This is a genomic window from Variovorax sp. FW301-JW7 (assembly GCF_058788795.1).
In genome coordinates this window covers 48,789-64,291 of the sequence record NZ_JBYTBC010000017.1, presented here as the reverse complement: position 1 = coordinate 64,291, position 15,503 = coordinate 48,789, and the positions used below count along the sequence as shown (strand labels likewise).

Here is a 15,503-nt window from a genome sequence, read left to right as displayed (position 1 = left end):
CAGCGCCGGCTGCATCGTGGACGGCTACAGCATCTCGACACTGACACGTTCGACGGTGGCGCCTGCACCCAGCACGACCGCCGCCAGTGCCTGCGCCTGGGGCATCAGTGTTTCGGCATAGAAGAGGGCTGTGGTGATCTTCGCGGCGTGAAAGACTGGGTCCTCGGATTCGCAAGACAGAGCCGCCAACATGGCGCGCGCCATCTGCCAGCCACACAGCACGACGCCGGCCAGCCGCAGGTAAGGCACGGCCCCCGCATACACGACGGCGGGATGCGTGCCGCCGTGGCCCACCACGAACTCGATTGCCGATTCGAAGGCCTGCCGGCCTGCCCGCAAAGCGTTTCGCATCGCGCGGCAATCTTCGTGCGGATGCGCCGCCAGGTCGCGCTCGGTGGCCGCAATGCGTGCACACACGGCTTTTGCCAGGGCACCTCCATCGCGCAAGGTCTTGCGGCCCACGAAGTCGTTGGCCTGGATGGCCGTCGTGCCTTCGTAGATGGGGAGAATGCGCGCGTCGCGATAGTGCTGCGCCGCACCCGTCTCTTCGATGAACCCCATGCCGCCGTGGATTTGCACCCCGAGACTGGCCACCTCGACCGACAGCTCAGTGCAATGGCCCTTCACGACCGGCACGAGGAACTCGTACAGCGCCTGGCTGTCGCGCCGCTCGGTGGCGTCAAGTGTGTGGTGAGCGACATCGCTGGCCGCCGCAGCGACGTAGGCGAGCGCGCGGCCGCCTTCGGTCATGGCCTTCATGGTCAGCAGCATGCGCTTGACGTCGGGGTGCTGCACGATGGCGATCGGCTCTCCGGTGCCGGACAGGTTTCGGCCCTGCACGCGTTCCCGCGCGTACGCGAGGGCCTGCTGGTAAGCGCGGTCGGCCACGCCGATGCCCTGCAGCCCGACAGCAAAGCGGGCCGCATTCATCATGATGAACATGTACTTCAGGCCCTGGTGGGGTTCGCCCACAAGCTCGCCTCTTGCGCCTTCGCCTTCGTCGGTGCCGAACTGCAGCACCGCGGTGGGGCTGGCCTTGATGCCCAGCTTGTGCTCGATGCTGATGCACTGCACCTCGTTGCGTTCGCCGAGGCTGCCGTCTTCGCGCACCAGGAACTTCGGAACCACGAACAGGCTGATTCCCTTCACGCCAGGTGGTGCATCGGGCAGGCGGGCGAGCACCAGGTGGACGATGTTGTCCGCCATGTCGTGCTCGCCCCAGGTGATGAAGATCTTGGTGCCGAAGACCCGGTAGCTACCGTCGGGATGCGGCTCGGCGCGGGCGCGCACGGCGGCTAGGTCGGAACCTGCCTGGGGCTCGGTCAGGTTCATGGTGCCAGTCCACTCACCACTGACCAGCTTCGGCGCGTACTTGTCGCGCAGCGCTGGGCTGGCGGCCGTGATCAGCGCCTCGATGGCGCCGTCGGTCAGCATGGGGCACAGGCCGAACGAGACATTGGCTGCCTGCAGCATCTCCGCACAGGCGGCTGCGACCAGCTTGGGCAGGCCTTGGCCACCGCAGGACAGCGGATGTCCCAGGCCTTGCCAACCGCCCTGGACGAACAGGTCGAAGGCCTGCTTGAACCCTGGCGTGGCACTCACGCTGCCGTGGTGCCAACGGGAAGGCTCGCGATCGCCGATCACGTTCAGCGGCGCGATGGCCTGTTCGCACAGCTTGGCGGATTCTTCCAAGACCGCTTCGATGGTTTCCGGATTGGCATCCTCGAGGTTCGGCAGCGCGGACAGGTGGCCGAGGTCCACGAGGTGCCGCATGACGAAGAGCATGTCCTTGACGGGCGCGCGATAACTCATCGTTGCGCTCCGGGCTTCACTGGTTGTTGATGCATAGACCTTCAGGCATGGTGGAGACGTGCCCTCACGTTGTCATGAAGGCGTGTGCAAGTGCACTGCTTCGAGTATCGAAAGCAGGCAGGCCCCACGTCCATGGCTTTTTCTTGTACGCCGCGTCCTTGTTTTCGAAACGACAAGGCAGGGGCCATGGACTCCTGTGTAGCGGTCAGGCCGGCACCAGCCCGGCCTCCTTGACCCAGCGTCCCCACAGCCTGATCTGGTCTCGCACATACGCCTGCAGGTCCTCGGGCGTCGATGTGAGCGGGATGATCCCTGCGGCCTCGGCAAACTTCTGCATGGCCGGCTCGGCCATGGCCTTGGTGAAGACCTGACGCAGCTTGCGTGTGATGTCCGGCGCGAGCCCTGCCGGCGCGAACATCGCGGACCAGGACGCATAGTCGTAGTCGGGCAGGCCCTGCTCGGCCAGCGGCGCCACGTCCGGCAACATCGAGAGCCTCTGCTTCGACGTAACGCCCAGCACGCGAAGCTGCCCGCTCTTGATGAAGGGGGCAGCCACGACGGGGTCGTTCATGATGAAGTCGATGCGACCTGCCAGCAGATCGGTCGTGGCCGGGGCTGCACCTGGATAGTTGACTGCCAGCGCATCGATGCTGGCCTGTGTCTTCAGCAGTTGCGCAGCGACCAGCATCCCCGAGTTGCCGGTGGCGTAAGTCAGTTTTCCCGGCCGCTCTTTCGCATACTTGATGAACTCCTGCACCGTGCGCACAGGCAGCTCGGCGTTCACCACCAGCAGCAGCGGGTTGAGGCTCAGCTGCGTGATGGGGGTGAAGTCCTTGAGCGGGTCGTAGCCCGGGTTCTTGAGCGTGTGCACGTTGGCCGCGTGCGAAGAGTTGCCGCCCATCATCAGCGTGTAGCCGTCGTTGGGGGCCCTCGCGACGATCCGCGAGGCAATGGCGGCCTGCGCGCCGGGCTTGTTGTCGACCACCATGTTTTGGCCGATGAGCCTGCCCGCCGCCTCGGACACTTTGCGCAGCAAGGTGTCGGCTCCGGCGCCCGCCGTGAAGGGCGCAACGATCTTGATGGGGCGCTGGGGGTAGCTCTCCTGCGCCAGGACCTTGGCGCAAGGCGCGAGCGATGCCGCAGCGACGAGGAGGGATCTGCGAGAGATGTCCATGGGGCGTGCTTCCTTGACGGGGCACCGCCCCGTCGCCAGGGCTAGAAGTGGTGGCGAATGCCGACGTCGAAGCCGGTGGAAGACCGGTTGGGTGCCGTCGTGACACCCGAGAACGCGTAGGTCCCGCCGCCGCTGTTGCGGATCATGGCCAGCGTGGAGTACACGGCCGTGCGCTTGGAGAAGTTGTAGACCACCCCCAGCGCCAGTTTCTTGCCTTCCGGTTCGCCCACCTGGTTCGTGCGGATGCCCGAGTACGACGCCTTGAACTGTGTGACGCCGACCGGCACGGTCAATGCCACCATCCAGCCGTTCTGCTTCAGCGTGCCTTGCTGATCCTTGTTCGCGTTGAACGAGAACCGCGCTGGACCGAAGTCGTAGGCGCCCGCCACGCTGCGGTAGATGGCGCTGCCGTTCGCGTACTTGGTCCGCATGAAGGTCAGCGCTGCAGCGAAGGGACCGTTGTCGTACATCAGCCGCCCGCCGCCGCCGGTGCCGTCGCCCGACGTGCGAGTGCCGCTGACGTTCTCTCCGCGCCAGTGTTGCGCGTTGATGCTGAAGCCGCCGAGCACCTTCGGGGAGAGATAAGCGATGGTGTTCGACGCCCGCACCTGGTTCGGGTTGATGCTGCCCGAGTAGTTCAAGCCCAGGCCCACGCCTAGTGCGAAGGGGTCGTACTTGCCGGTGTAGGTTTCGTAGCTGGGAGACCAGTCGCGGCCCAGGTGGATCTCGCCCCAGGCGCCGCCGATGCCAACGATCGAACGGCGGTTGAAGGTCATGCCGGTTGCCGGCGTGGCACCGCTGGGCTGGTTGTTGGTGTTCGAGGCCTGGAAGGTTCCGCTGTCCGCATTGAAGCCGGACTCGAGCCAGAACATCGCATACATGCCGCCCCCGAGGTCTTCGGTGCCGCGAAAGACCAGCTTGCTGGTGGCATTGCCGCCGCTCATCAGTTGCGTCAGGCTCGTTCGCGAGCCCTTGGCATAGTTCAGTCCGATGTCGACGGTCCCTTGCAGGGTGACAGACGATTGCGCGTGCGCGGCTGCCGCCGCTCCCATCAAGGGAAGCAGCAGAACGATTTTTTTCATGGATCCTTGTCTCCGGTTTTTCTAGTCTGGAACCTGCAGCGCGCGAGGCGATGCCGGCGTCGTAGAGCGCCTTCTCGGCGATCTCCGCTTCGTCTTCCACGACCGGCGTTCGTTGGCCGGTTCACCTCGAGTGGTGGGAGTTCTGATCGAACCGATTCACTCGCGGCAGTGGCATGAGGTCGGTGCCTTCATGCGTGGAAGTCAGTTTAGAAATGAGGCATTTGGCAGTCCATCGGCTTTTTCGAAAGACGAGTTGCTGCTTTTGTGGAGGATCGGAAACCTCGATGCCGCGCAGTGGCGCGGGAAGGTCTGGACTGTGTGCGCGGGCATGCGCGTCCTGGCGACGCGTGCGAAGGAGGTCTTCCGTGGCGAGAGGGGCGTGCGATCTGTGCGCACGCCGTGACGCTCACTGTCCGTACTGTTCCTTGCTGACCTTCTCCATCCAGTCAACCGACTTGCCGTCCAGGGCTTCGGAGATTGCGACGTGGCTCATGCCGACCGTGGGGCTGGCGCCGTGCCAATGCTTGACTCCGGGTGGAATCCACACGACCTCGCCGGGGCGGATGTCCTGCACGGCATCGCCCCATTTCTGGACCCGCCCCAGCCCGGCGGTGACGATGAGCGTCTGGCCCAGCGGATGCGTGTGCCAGGCCGTGCGCGCACCGGGCTCGAAGGTCACGATGCCGCCGCCGACGCGGGCCGGTGCGGTGGCCTGAAAGCGCGAGTCCACGCGGACTGAACCTGTGAAGTTCTGCTCGCCGCCGGCGCTCGACGGTTGCGTGCCGACACGTGCGACCTTGATGGGGTCGGGCTCCGCGGCGGAAGCGGCCGACAAACCCAGGGACAGGGCGAGCGCGGTAGCGGTGGGGAGTTTCATGGAGGAATCCTTTCTGTGGTTTCTTGTCGAAAAGCGTGCTTCAACGCCTGCGTGCGTCGGTGGTCGCGAGGTTTCTCGCGCCGATCGTGCGTTGGCGTTGGTGCAGCCATTGCATGGCGTAGTGGGTGAGGAACATGCACAGGCCTGCGATGGCCATGCAATGGCCGAAAAACCCTGAGACCGATTCTTCGAAGTTCCACCAGTCCAACGACATCTGGAAGAAGAGCCGGGACTGCAGATTCAATGCGAGCGCACTGCGCAGGCCCTGCAACGCGATGCCGAGCGCCAGCAGTCGAAGCAGGACCGTACGCAGTGCATTCGGCCCTTCGATGCCGAGCAGCTTGCGAGCGACGGCCATCAGCAGCGGCCAGCGCAAGCCGAGGTGGATGCCGACGACGATCAGCAGCCAGTAGGCGAGGCCGGCATGAACCAGCCGCGCCGCAAAATCGTCGCCAAGGCGCAAGTCGGGAAACAGGGTTTCGGAGATCAGCGGGCTGGTGACCAGCAGCGCCAGCATGCCGACCAGGAGCACGAAGGTCAGGGCGATGTTGAACCGTCCCCGCTTCTCGCGCGGCGCGTTCGCGAGCGTCGCGAACCACCGGCGATGAAAGACGTTGTGAACGACGAGCAGCAGGAACATGGTGGTGCCGGCCAGTTCATGGGCAAGGTTGCCCTGCCAGAAGTAGGCGAAGGCAAAGAGCATCAGCGCGGCGGCGGTGCCGTCGAGCACCAGTCGCCAAAGGAAAACGGGGTTCAAGGCGCAGCCCTTTCTGTCGTGACCGTCACTCGACGGGCTTGCCGCGGTAGTCGGACAGGCGCCGCGCGGTGAACAAGTAGTCGCGGTCCTTCTGCGAAGAATGGCAGGACATGCAGCGTGCCGTGTTCTCCTTCAGGTTGACCTGTCGGTCGGGCCAGAACCACTGGAACTGCCAGTCCCCGGTACGACGGCGTTCCTCGAAGTCGGCACCCCAGCCTGCGCCTTTCTCCATCACGAAGTAGCGGTGGATCTTCTCGTCCCGGTAGTCCGCCAGCACGAAATGGGTGCCGTTCGGCACGGGCAGACCCTTCTGGATGGCCTCAAGTGCGGCGCGTGTGGTCGAGATGTGCTCAGTCACATTGCCGCGCCGGACGGTCGTGTAGTGCACCAGATCGTCGAGCTTCGGAAAGGTGACGCGCGTGGGCTCGGCATGCGCCTGCCAGCCTGCCACGGCGGCCGCGCAGGCAACCCCCGTGGTTGCGATGCGAAGGAGGCGTGCGCTCATCGGCCGGTCATCTTCAGCGCGGCCTCGGGCAGGCGCTCGCCCTGGACCTGGATCTTCGACACCTCGTCGTTGATTTGACGGAGCTCTTCCGCGTCCAGCGCGAGGTCCACCGCCCCGAGGTTTTCTTCCAGGCGGTGCAGCTTCGTCGTGCCGGGAATCGGCACGATCCACGGCGCTTGCGCGAGCAGCCAGGCGAGCGCCACTTGCGCGGGCGTTGCGTTCTTGCGTGCGGCCACGACCTTGACGACATCGACCAGCGCGAGGTTGGCCTTGCGCGCTTCCGGCGAGAAGCGGGGCACGTTGTTGCGGAAGTCCGTCGGGTCGAAGCGGGTGTGCTCGTCGATCTTGCCCGTGAGGAATCCGGCGCCCAAAGGGCTGAAGGGCACGAAGCCGATGCCCAGCTCCTGCAGCACCGGCAGCAGTTCCAGTTCAGGGCCGCGCCAGAACAGCGAATATTCGCTCTGGACCGCTGTCACGGCATGCACCGCATGGGCGCGGCGGATCGTTTGCACGCCGGCTTCCGACAGCCCGAAATGCTTAACCTTGCCTTCGGCGATCAAGTCCTTGACCGCGCCGGCCACGTCTTCGATCGGCACGTTCGGGTCCACGCGGTGTTGGTACAGCAGGTCGATCCGATCGGTGCCAAGGCGCTTGAGGCAGGCCTCCGTAGCGGCCTTGATGTGTTCGGGCCGGCTGTTGGTGCCGCCCAGGCGTTCGCCGCTTGCCAGGTCGATGTCGAAGCCGAACTTGGTCGCAATGACCACTTGGTCGCGGATTGGCCGCAAAGCCTCGCCGACCAGTTCTTCGTTCACGAACGGTCCATACGATTCGGCCGTATCGAATAGGGTGACACCCCGCTCGTGGGCGGCACGAATGAGCTTGATCATCTCCTGCCGGTCGGCCGGCGGCCCGTACAGGGCGCTCATGCTCATGCATCCCAGCCCGAGGGCCGAGACCTTCAGATGGTTTCCAAGTTTACGATGCTTCATGGTTCGTTTCTCCTTTGAGCGTGTCGGCGGCCATCGGCCGCGCCACTGGTTTCACTTGATCGCGGTGCCGTTCAACCAGCCCGTGACGCGGTCCATCGTTCGACGTTCCTGGTCCGCCTCCATGACAAAGCCCTCGCGCCATCGCGCCTTCGGTGCGTGGCTGGCGAGAACGGACCGGCTGTTGCCGAGCCCGTAGCCGCCGTGCGTCACGACGGGGATCACGGTCTTGTCGGATAGGTCGTGCGCGGACAGGAACGACCGAATCACGGGCGGCGTGGTTTCGCCCCAGATCGGGAACCCGAGAAACACGGTGTCGTAATCCGCCATGCGAACCACCTTGGCTTCGAGCGCGGGCTCGTGGCCGCTGTCGCGTTCCTTGCGGGCTTGCTCGACCGTCTCCAGGTAGTCGTCGGGGTAGGGGCTTGCGGGCCTGATCTCGAAAAGATCGGCGCCTCCTTTGCGAGGCGCGCGATGGATCAGGCCCGCGACGACGCGCGTGTTGCCCGATCGCGAGAAGTAGGCGACCAGCGTTTTGGGACGGGCCTGCGGCAGCGCATCGTCCTTGACGCCGGCTGCCGCGCTGCTCAGGGGAAAGGAGGCCAGCGCGGTCATCATCGCGCGCCGGACTGCATCGTGAGGCGATGTCATCGCGGTCTCCTTGCTATCGTCCCACGCGTGCTTGCAACGCGGCCGGGTAGCGATCGCCTTCGATCCTGACTTGTGCCAAGGCTTTCGCGATGGCGTCGAGATCGGCCTGAGACAGGCTCACCGACACCGCGCCCAGGTTCTCTTGCAGCCGGTGCAGCTTGGTCGTGCCAGGGATCGGCACGATCCAGGGCTTTTGCGCCAGCAGCCATGCGAGCGCGATCTGCGCCGGGGTCGCGCCCTTGCGCGCAGCGATCTGGCCAAGCAGGTCGATCAGGGCCTGGTTGGCTCGCAGGGCCTCAGGCGAGAAGCGGGGCACGACGCTGCGAAAGTCGTCGCTGCCGAACGTGGCGCCCGTGCCGATGGCGCCGGTAAGGAACCCCTTGCCTAGCGGGCTGAACGGGACGAAGCCGATGCCAAGCTCTTCAAGCGTCGGCAGGATCTCCTGTTCGGGCTCGCGCCACCACAGCGAATATTCGCTCTGCAACGCGGTGACGGGCTGCACGGCGTGCGCACGGCGGATCGTCTGGGCACCGGCCTCGGACAGCCCGAAATGCTTGACCTTGCCCTCGGCGATCAGGTCCTTGACTGTGCCGGCCACGTCTTCGATCGGCACTTCGGGGTCGACGCGGTGCTGGTAGAGCAGGTCGATCACGTCGGTCTTCAGGCGCCGCAGCGAGCCCTCGACCGCGCGGCGGATGTGCGCGGGCCGGCTGTTGAGAATCTGCTGCTTGTCGTCATCGCCGAAAGTGAAACCGAATTTGGTGGCAATCACCACCTGGTCGCGAACGGGCGCGAGCGCCTGCCCGACGACCTCTTCGTTGAGGTAAGGGCCGTAGACCTCGGCGGTGTCGAAGAAGGTCACGCCCTGATCGACGGCGGCCCGGATCAACGCGATGGCCTGCTGCGTGTCCGTGGCCGGACCGTAGCCGTGGCTCAGGCCCATGCAGCCGAGGCCGAGGGTCGAGACTTCGAGATTGCTTTTTCCGAGGGTGCGTTTTTTCATGCAGTTCTCCTGCAACGGGATATCCGGTCCGTTGTCGCGAAAGGCGCGCGGGGCGCAACTGGGGCGCAGGATCGGGGCATGCAATCAATGTAGTGAGCGTGTCCCGTCGCGACTAGATGGCAGAATCGGCAAAGACTTGTGAGGTGCTTTCATTAATGCCCAGAGAAAGCTACAACGATCTGCTGGCCTTCATTGCGGTGGCGCGCGAACAGAGCTTCACGCGCGCGGCGGCGCAACTCGGGGTGTCGCAATCGGCGCTGAGCCACACGGTGCGCGCACTCGAGACCAAGATGGGCGTGCGCCTGCTGACCCGCACCACGCGCAGCGTTTCCCCGACCGAGGCGGGGGAGCGACTGTTGCTGAATGTGGCGCCGCGTTTCCAGGAGATCGAGGCGGAACTCGCGGCGGTGGCCGAACTGCGCGACGCGCCGGCGGGCACCATCCGCATCACCGCTTCGGAGAACGCGGCCGAGACGGCGCTGTGGCCGCGGCTGGCCACACTGCTGCCGCAGTACCCGCTGATCAACGTCGAAATCACGGCCGACGCCCGCTTCACCGACATCGTCGAACAGCGCTACGACATGGGCGTACGCCTGGGCGACGAAGTGGCCAGGGACATGACCGCCGTGCGCATCAGCCCCGATATGCGCATCGCGATCGTGGCCTCGCCCGCCTACCTGGAACGCCGGCCGGCGCCCGTGGTGCCGCAGGACCTGGCCGCGCACGCGTGCATCAACCTGCGCCTGATGAGCCACGGCGACCTCTATGCTTGGGAGCTGAGGAAGGGCGACCAGCAGGTCAACGTGCGGGTCGAGGGGCAGCTCGTTTTCAACAGGAGCAGGCCCATCCTGCAGGCCGCGCTGGCGGGTTTCGGGCTCGGGTATGTGCCCGAGGAGATGGCCAAGCCCTACATCGCGCAGGGGCAGTTGCAGCGGGTGCTCGACGACTGGTGCCCGGCGTTCACCGGATACCACCTTTATTACCCGAAGCGCCGGCAACTGTCCCGCGCGATGGCGGTGCTGATCGAGGCGCTGCGCTGGCCGCAGGACGCGGGCAGCGAATGAACAGGACCGCCCCATGGCCATAGAGAGCTTCAGCGACGTTCTTGCCTTCGTTCATGTCGTGCGCGAAGGCAGCTTCACACGGGCCGCCGCGGGGCTCGGTGTGTCGCCCTCCGCCTTGAGCCACGCGGTGCGCGGGCTCGAAACGCGCCTCGGCGTACGACTGCTGGCACGCACGACGCGGCGCATTTCCACCACCGAGGCCGGCGAGCGGCTGTACCTCAGCGTGGCCCCTCGCTTCGAGGAGATCGACGCCGAGATTGCGGCGGTCGAGGAGTTGCGCGACAAGCCCGTCGGAACGATCCGCATCACCTCGGCCGAGCACGCCGCGAACAGCGTGCTGTGGCCCAAGCTCTCGGAAGTGATGCGCGACCATCCCGAGATCCACATCGAGATCACCGTCGACTACACGCTCTCGGACATCGTGGCCTCGCGCTACGACGCGGGCGTGCGCATCGGCGACCAGGTGGCCAAGGACATGATCGCGGTGCGCATCAGCCCCGATCTGCGCATTGCCGTCGTCGGTTCGCCCGGCTACTTCGCGACACGGCCGAAGCCCGAATCGCCGCACGACCTGGCCGCGCACAACTGCATCAGCCTGCGGCTGCCGACCCATGGCGGTTTTCTGCCTTGGGACTTCGAAAAGGACGGCCAGGAGGTCAAGCTGCGCGTCAGCGGCCAATGGGTGTTCAACAGCAGTTCGCCCATCGTGAAGGCCGCGCTGGCGGACCACGGCCTGGCTTTCGTGCCCGAAGACATGGTGTTGGAGCACATCGCTGCAGGACGCCTGGTCCGAGTGCTGGACGACTGGTGCAAGCCCTATCCGGGCTACTACCTCTACTACCCGAGCCGGCGCCAATCGTCCCGCGCACTGGCCGTCATCGTCGACGCCTTGCGGCATCGGGCGTAGCCGCTGCGGGAAGGGCGCGGGGCCGCGCCCCGGCTTCATTCATGAGCTGTGCTCAGCAGTGCATGCGCAATCGTGGGCTTAATCGAAATGACCGCAGTCCGTACGATTTGGTCACCCGATCAGGAGGGGCCAGAACGGGCCCTTCATTCGCTGCATGCGGGTGCGCATGCAGCCCGAGTCGGGCAACGGATGGAGCCCCTGACGCATGACCGATAGAACGCCCGCCACATACCGCCAGGCCCGTGTGCTGACCGCCGCGGCAGCGCTCGCGCTGGGAGCGGCACTCACGCCGAGCCATGCAGCTTCGAACACCCCGGTGCCGCAAGCGATGAACAACACCCCACCCGCCGCCTCGGACACCTTGTCGGCCAAGCAGCAAGCCATCCCACTGATCGCCGCCTTCATGGCCACCAGTGACATGCCCCGACTCCAGACCGCCCTGAACCAGGGGCTGGATGCGGGCCTGACCATCAGCGAAGCCAAGGAAATCTTGGTGCAGTTGTATGCCTACGTCGGCTTTCCGCGCAGCCTCAACGCGTTGGGGGAGCTGATGAAAGTGGTGGAGGCCCGCAAGCAGCGCGGCATCCAGGACGCACCGGGGCGCGAGCCCAGCCGTGCGGTTGCCACGGGCCAGGATCTGCTGGCGGCCGGCACGGCCAACCAGACCCGCATCTCGGGCGGTCCCGTGCAGGGGCCAGTGTTCGACTTCGCGCCCGTCATTAACCAGTTCCTGCAGGCGCATCTGTTCGGCGACATCTTCGAGCGCGACAACCTCGACTGGCAAAGCCGCGAGCTGGCCACGGTCGGCGCGCTGGCCGCCACGCCGGGCGTGGACGCACAGTTGCGCTCGCACATGCGCGCCAGCATGCGGGTGGGCCTGAGCGCGGCGCAGTTGCGCCATCTGGTCCAGGGGCTGGCCGAGCGCGGCGACGCGCAAGCCGCGAAACGCGCGGATGCAGCGCTCACGCAGGCATTGGCTGCGGCATCGGGAGGTTGAACATGACATTCACCAGAACCGCAACGGCAGCCTTGACGGTGATCATGCTGGCCGCCTGCGCGAGCCCCTCCGGTAACCCCGGCAATGCCTCGGCGCCCTTGCAGATCCAGGCCCAGGGCAGCTTCGCCGCCGGCGGCACGATGACCACCGCGCCGGGCACCTTCGACCCCCGCAAGCCCATGGCACCGGAGGGGCAGACCTACCACGGCGACCACGCCTATGCGTTCTATCAAACGCCCGTGAACGCGCGGAAGTACCCGGTCGTCATGTGGCACGGCGCGGGCCAGTTCTCCAAGACCTGGGAAACCACCGCCGATGGCCGCGAGGGCTTCCAGACGATCTTTTTGCGTCGCCGGTTCGGCGTGGTCCTCGTCGATCAGCCGCGGCGTGGCGATGCCGGGCGCAGCATGGTCGAAGCGACCCTCAAGCCGACGCCGGACGAGCAGCTGTGGTTCAACCAGTTCCGCGTCGGCCTCTGGCCGAACTACTTCAACGGCGTGCAGTTCGATCGCAGCCCCGAGACGCTCAACCAGTTCTTCCGGGCGATGACGCCGAACACCGGGCCCTTCGACATGAACGTCGTGTCTGATGGCGTGTCGGCCGTCTTCGACAAGATCGGCCCCGGCATCCTCTTCACCCATTCGCAGGGCGGTGGGCCGGGGTGGCTCACGGCCATCAAGAATGACAAGGTGAAGGCCATCGTGGCCTTCGAGCCCGGCAGCAGTTTCGTCTTCCCGCAGGGCGAAACGCCGACCCCCATTCCGAGCGCGTTCGACACCGTGCGCGCGGAGGCTGTGGCCTTGCCGCAGTTCATGGCGCTGACGCGGATTCCGATCCTGGTCCTGTACGGGGACAACATCCCCGCGCAGCGCGTGGACCTGCCGGCGCAGGACAGCTGGCGCGCGCGCTTGCAGATGGCCCGCCAGTGGCGCAACGCCGTCAATCGCCATGGCGGCGACGTGACGGTGGTGCATCTGCCCGAGGCCGGCATCCAGGGCAACACGCACTTCCCGATGTCGGACCTCAACAACGTCCAGATCGCCGATCTGGTGTCGAAGTTTCTCTCTGAGAAAAAGATGGATTGAACTGGATATGAAGCAAACTGTTTTGAAGGCCACCCTCATGGCCGCCATGGTCGGACTCTCTGGCGGCGAGGCCGCAGCGGCCGACTACAAGAAGAACCCGTTCACCCTGACCTACGGAGGCGCGATCGCGAAGAACGAGCCCGGCAAGGTGAACATCCTCCCCGTCAAGTACAAGCTCAACGGCCTGGACATTGCCGCCAACGTGTACACGCCGGCGAACTACGACGCGAAGAAGAAGTACCCCACCATCGTGGTGGCACACCCGAACGGCGGCGTGAAGGAACAGGTCGCAGGCCTGTATGCCCAGCGCCTGGCCGAAAAGGGCTACATCACGATCACCGCAGACGCCGCCTACCAGGGCGGAAGCGGCGGCCAGCCGCGCAACGTCGACAAGCCCGTCTTCCGCATCGAAGACATCCACGGCATGGCGGACTTCATCACCCGCTACGCCGGCGTCGATGTCGCGCGCCTGGGGCTGCTCGGCATCTGCGGGGGCGGCGGGTACGCGTTGGTGGCGGCGCAGACCGACAAGCGCTTCAAGTCGATCGCGACGCTGAGCATGTTCAACTCCGGCCGCGTTCGCCGCAACGGCTTCGAGGATTCGCAGCTGAACACGGTCCAGGAGCGGCTGCAACAGGCGTCGGCGGCGCGCGCGCAGGAAGCGGCCGGCGGCACCGTGCTCTATTCGGGCGATGCCGACATGACCGACGCGCAGATCGCCGCATTGCCATTCGAGATGTACCGCCAAGGGTACGAGTACTACTGGAAGACGCACGCGCATCCCAACTCAACCTTCAAGTACACGACCAGCAGCCTGCTCGACCTGATGCGCTTCGACGCGACCCACCAGATCGAACTGATCAACAAGCCGCTTCTGATGATCGCGGGCAGCAAGGCCGACAGCCTCTACATGAGCGAGGACGCATTCGCCAAGGCCACCGGCACGAAGGACAAGGAGTTCTTCAAGATCGACGGCGCCACGCACATTGAGACCTACTGGGTTCCCAAGTACGTGGACGCCGCGATGGGCAAGCTGACGACGTTCTACGCGAAGACGTTGTGATGTGATGCGTCGGACCGCGCGCGGCGCGCGGTCCGTCCACCGCGAACAAGGGACGAGCGGTAGCTGCGACGTTCCTGGGTCAACGAGACGGCGCTCATTCGAATGGCTGACCCGTGTCTTCCGCCGCATCGAAAGTCCGCGAATCAGACCAGGGGCGTGCTCGCCGGGCGGGACATGAACTCGATGGTTGCGAGGCCGCGACTGAGGTGAATGTCGAGCTCTTCCAGCAGCTCCTCGAGATCGTCACCCAGCGCCACGTCGAGGAAGCGCCGGTGGTTCTCCTCGAAATCGACCTTGGGTGCATGCGAGATCTGGCAGATGGCAAAGCCGAGCTGGATCTTCTGTGTCATTTGCTGCCACAGCGCCGGCATCAGATGATTGCCGCATCGCTCGTAGACCAGGCCGTGGAAGTGCGCCTCGGCCCTGATTTCTTCGGTGAGATCGCCACTTTCGACGGCTTGCATCATCAGGTCGAAGCGAGACTGCAGTTCGTCGCGAAACGCGCGGTCTCGGTGCGGCCAGAGACTGGTGTAGGCCTGCCGCTCGATGACACGGCGCACCTCATACACATCGCGCAGGACTTGCGCGTTGATATCGGTCACGAAAGTCCCGGCATAGGGCCGGTTGACCACGAGCCCTGACTCGATCAGTTCGCGGATCGCTTCGCGCAGCAAGCCACGACTGACGCCGAATTGCGTCGCCAAGCCGCTTTCGACCAGCTGCGTGCCGGGTGCGATCTGTCCTGCAAGGATGGACTTCCTCAGCGCCGCTGCCACGTGGTCGCGCCTGGTGACCATGGGAATTGGGTTGAAGGTTGGGAGGGTGGACATGTCTTCAGTGGAACGGGTAGGTCGCGTGGGGCGTGCGCGGCATCAGGCGCGAAGAGCGAAGCGCTTCTCAAACCGCGAAGCCCAGAACGCACCCGGGTAGATCAGGACGAAGTAGATCACAGCGACCGTCGTCAAGGTCTCCAGTGGGTGGTAGTAGGCCGAACTGAGGGCGCGGCCCTGGTACATCAACTCCTGAACGGCGATCACCGAGGCGATGGACGTGTTCTTCGCCAACTCGATGCCCCGGTTGGTGAAGGCAGGCAGCATCCGCGCGAGCACCTGCGGGACGATGATGCGCCGCAGCGCCTGTGCGTGGCTCATGCCCACTGCGCGAGCGCCTTCCCACTGGCCGTTCGGAATGGAGGCCATTCCGCCGCGGAAGATTTCCGAGCAGTACGCAGAGGCATTGAGGATCAGGCCGCACAGGGCCGCTGTGACGGGACTGAGCTGGTAGCCCGTCAGGATCGGAAATGCGTAGAAGAACCAGATCAGCTGGATGATCACGGGCGTGTTGCGAAACACCTCCACGTACACCCGTGTCAGTGCGCGCAGTGCACCGAATCGCGATCGCGCGCCCAGCGAGATGGCGAAGCCGATCAGCATCGACGCCGGAAAGGCAATGCCCCAGAGCAATGCGGTCATTCCCAGCCCCTTCAGGAGCACCGGATAGTTCTGGACGACCGACGAGAAATCCCAGGTGAAGTCCATGA

At 65.3% G+C, this 15,503-nt stretch carries 16 protein-coding genes; 5 read left to right on the top strand and 11 right to left on the bottom strand.

Annotated elements, in window-relative coordinates; all coding sequences use genetic code 11:
- Positions 1 to 24: 24 nt before the first annotated feature.
- From AC3WQM_RS29680 to AC3WQM_RS29640, 9 genes are all read right to left on the bottom strand, one after another.
- Positions 25 to 1,812: an acyl-CoA dehydrogenase gene (locus tag AC3WQM_RS29680; protein WP_492683542.1), complete on the bottom strand. Its 1,788-nt coding sequence runs from the start codon at positions 1,810 to 1,812 to the stop codon at positions 25 to 27.
- A 205-nt stretch (positions 1,813 to 2,017) separates the two neighbouring features.
- Entirely contained in the window at positions 2,018 to 2,986 is a 969-nt protein-coding gene (locus tag AC3WQM_RS29675; protein ID WP_492683541.1) for a Bug family tripartite tricarboxylate transporter substrate binding protein, read from the bottom strand.
- A 41-nt stretch (positions 2,987 to 3,027) separates the two neighbouring features.
- Positions 3,028 to 4,068 (bottom strand): porin, encoded by a 1,041-nt coding sequence (locus tag AC3WQM_RS29670; protein ID WP_492683540.1) that lies wholly within the window; start codon positions 4,066 to 4,068, stop codon positions 3,028 to 3,030.
- Between the two features lie 406 nt (positions 4,069 to 4,474).
- Positions 4,475 to 4,945: a (R)-mandelonitrile lyase gene (locus tag AC3WQM_RS29665; protein WP_492683539.1), complete on the bottom strand. Its 471-nt coding sequence runs from the start codon at positions 4,943 to 4,945 to the stop codon at positions 4,475 to 4,477.
- A 40-nt stretch (positions 4,946 to 4,985) separates the two neighbouring features.
- On the bottom strand, positions 4,986 to 5,702 hold the full coding sequence (locus tag AC3WQM_RS29660) for a DUF4405 domain-containing protein (RefSeq protein ID WP_492683538.1): 717 nt from the start codon (positions 5,700 to 5,702) through the stop codon (positions 4,986 to 4,988).
- Positions 5,703 to 5,727: 25 nt separating this feature from the next.
- Positions 5,728 to 6,207 (bottom strand): cytochrome P460 family protein, encoded by a 480-nt coding sequence (locus tag AC3WQM_RS29655; protein ID WP_492683537.1) that lies wholly within the window; start codon positions 6,205 to 6,207, stop codon positions 5,728 to 5,730.
- The gene (locus AC3WQM_RS29650) at positions 6,204 to 7,196 is read right to left on the bottom strand and encodes an aldo/keto reductase (protein WP_492683536.1); all 993 of its coding nucleotides are present in this window, start codon (positions 7,194 to 7,196) and stop codon (positions 6,204 to 6,206) included. Before AC3WQM_RS29650 ends, AC3WQM_RS29655 begins: the two co-directional genes overlap by 4 nt.
- A gap of 51 nt (positions 7,197 to 7,247) precedes the next feature.
- Positions 7,248 to 7,844 carry a flavodoxin gene (locus tag AC3WQM_RS29645; protein ID WP_492683535.1) on the bottom strand — a complete coding sequence of 199 codons (597 nt, stop codon included), beginning with the start codon at positions 7,842 to 7,844 and terminating at the stop codon, positions 7,248 to 7,250.
- Between the two features lie 13 nt (positions 7,845 to 7,857).
- Positions 7,858 to 8,847 (bottom strand): aldo/keto reductase, encoded by a 990-nt coding sequence (locus AC3WQM_RS29640; protein ID WP_492683534.1) that lies wholly within the window; start codon positions 8,845 to 8,847, stop codon positions 7,858 to 7,860.
- A gap of 155 nt (positions 8,848 to 9,002) precedes the next feature.
- Here AC3WQM_RS29640 and AC3WQM_RS29635 point away from each other — a divergent pair, with 155 nt between their 5' ends.
- The 5 genes from AC3WQM_RS29635 (at position 9,003) to AC3WQM_RS29615 (ending at position 13,963) form a co-directional block, all read left to right on the top strand.
- On the top strand, positions 9,003 to 9,911 hold the full coding sequence (locus tag AC3WQM_RS29635; protein ID WP_492683533.1) for a LysR family transcriptional regulator: 909 nt from the start codon (positions 9,003 to 9,005) through the stop codon (positions 9,909 to 9,911).
- Between the two features lie 13 nt (positions 9,912 to 9,924).
- Positions 9,925 to 10,818: a LysR family transcriptional regulator gene (locus AC3WQM_RS29630; protein ID WP_492683532.1), complete on the top strand. Its 894-nt coding sequence runs from the start codon at positions 9,925 to 9,927 to the stop codon at positions 10,816 to 10,818.
- Between the two features lie 205 nt (positions 10,819 to 11,023).
- Positions 11,024 to 11,815: a carboxymuconolactone decarboxylase family protein gene (locus AC3WQM_RS29625; RefSeq protein ID WP_492683531.1), complete on the top strand. Its 792-nt coding sequence runs from the start codon at positions 11,024 to 11,026 to the stop codon at positions 11,813 to 11,815.
- Positions 11,816 to 11,817: 2 nt separating this feature from the next.
- Positions 11,818 to 12,900, top strand: a complete 1,083-nt coding sequence (locus AC3WQM_RS29620; RefSeq protein ID WP_492683530.1) for an alpha/beta hydrolase — start codon at positions 11,818 to 11,820, stop codon at positions 12,898 to 12,900.
- Between the two features lie 37 nt (positions 12,901 to 12,937).
- Positions 12,938 to 13,963: an alpha/beta hydrolase gene (locus AC3WQM_RS29615; protein ID WP_492683555.1), complete on the top strand. Its 1,026-nt coding sequence runs from the start codon at positions 12,938 to 12,940 to the stop codon at positions 13,961 to 13,963.
- Positions 13,964 to 14,106: 143 nt separating this feature from the next.
- Here AC3WQM_RS29615 and AC3WQM_RS29610 read toward each other — a convergent pair whose 3' ends face one another.
- Both AC3WQM_RS29610 and AC3WQM_RS29605 read right to left on the bottom strand, forming a co-directional pair.
- Entirely contained in the window at positions 14,107 to 14,793 is a 687-nt protein-coding gene (locus AC3WQM_RS29610; protein WP_492683529.1) for a GntR family transcriptional regulator, read from the bottom strand.
- 42 nt (positions 14,794 to 14,835) lie between these two features.
- Entirely contained in the window at positions 14,836 to 15,501 is a 666-nt protein-coding gene (locus AC3WQM_RS29605) for an amino acid ABC transporter permease (RefSeq protein ID WP_487850509.1), read from the bottom strand.
- Positions 15,502 to 15,503: the final 2 nt, after the last annotated feature.

Coding starts and splice junctions, on each gene's coding strand:
- AC3WQM_RS29670 (WP_492683540.1), bottom strand. CDS start 4,068: ATGAAAAAAATCGTTCTGCTGCTTCCCTTGATGGGAGCGGCGGCAGCC.
- AC3WQM_RS29645 (WP_492683535.1), bottom strand. CDS start 7,844: ATGACATCGCCTCACGATGCAGTCCGGCGCGCGATGATGACCGCGCTG.
- AC3WQM_RS29655 (WP_492683537.1), bottom strand. CDS start 6,207: ATGAGCGCACGCCTCCTTCGCATCGCAACCACGGGGGTTGCCTGCGCG.
- AC3WQM_RS29605 (WP_487850509.1), bottom strand. CDS start 15,501: ATGGACTTCACCTGGGATTTCTCGTCGGTCGTCCAGAACTATCCGGTG.
- AC3WQM_RS29620 (WP_492683530.1), top strand. CDS start 11,818: ATGACATTCACCAGAACCGCAACGGCAGCCTTGACGGTGATCATGCTG.
- AC3WQM_RS29635 (WP_492683533.1), top strand. CDS start 9,003: ATGCCCAGAGAAAGCTACAACGATCTGCTGGCCTTCATTGCGGTGGCG.
- AC3WQM_RS29650 (WP_492683536.1), bottom strand. CDS start 7,196: ATGAAGCATCGTAAACTTGGAAACCATCTGAAGGTCTCGGCCCTCGGG.
- AC3WQM_RS29680 (WP_492683542.1), bottom strand. CDS start 1,812: ATGAGTTATCGCGCGCCCGTCAAGGACATGCTCTTCGTCATGCGGCAC.
- AC3WQM_RS29615 (WP_492683555.1), top strand. CDS start 12,938: ATGGCCGCCATGGTCGGACTCTCTGGCGGCGAGGCCGCAGCGGCCGAC.
- AC3WQM_RS29675 (WP_492683541.1), bottom strand. CDS start 2,986: ATGGACATCTCTCGCAGATCCCTCCTCGTCGCTGCGGCATCGCTCGCG.
- AC3WQM_RS29665 (WP_492683539.1), bottom strand. CDS start 4,945: ATGAAACTCCCCACCGCTACCGCGCTCGCCCTGTCCCTGGGTTTGTCG.
- AC3WQM_RS29640 (WP_492683534.1), bottom strand. CDS start 8,847: ATGAAAAAACGCACCCTCGGAAAAAGCAATCTCGAAGTCTCGACCCTC.
- AC3WQM_RS29610 (WP_492683529.1), bottom strand. CDS start 14,793: ATGTCCACCCTCCCAACCTTCAACCCAATTCCCATGGTCACCAGGCGC.
- AC3WQM_RS29625 (WP_492683531.1), top strand. CDS start 11,024: ATGACCGATAGAACGCCCGCCACATACCGCCAGGCCCGTGTGCTGACC.
- AC3WQM_RS29630 (WP_492683532.1), top strand. CDS start 9,925: ATGGCCATAGAGAGCTTCAGCGACGTTCTTGCCTTCGTTCATGTCGTG.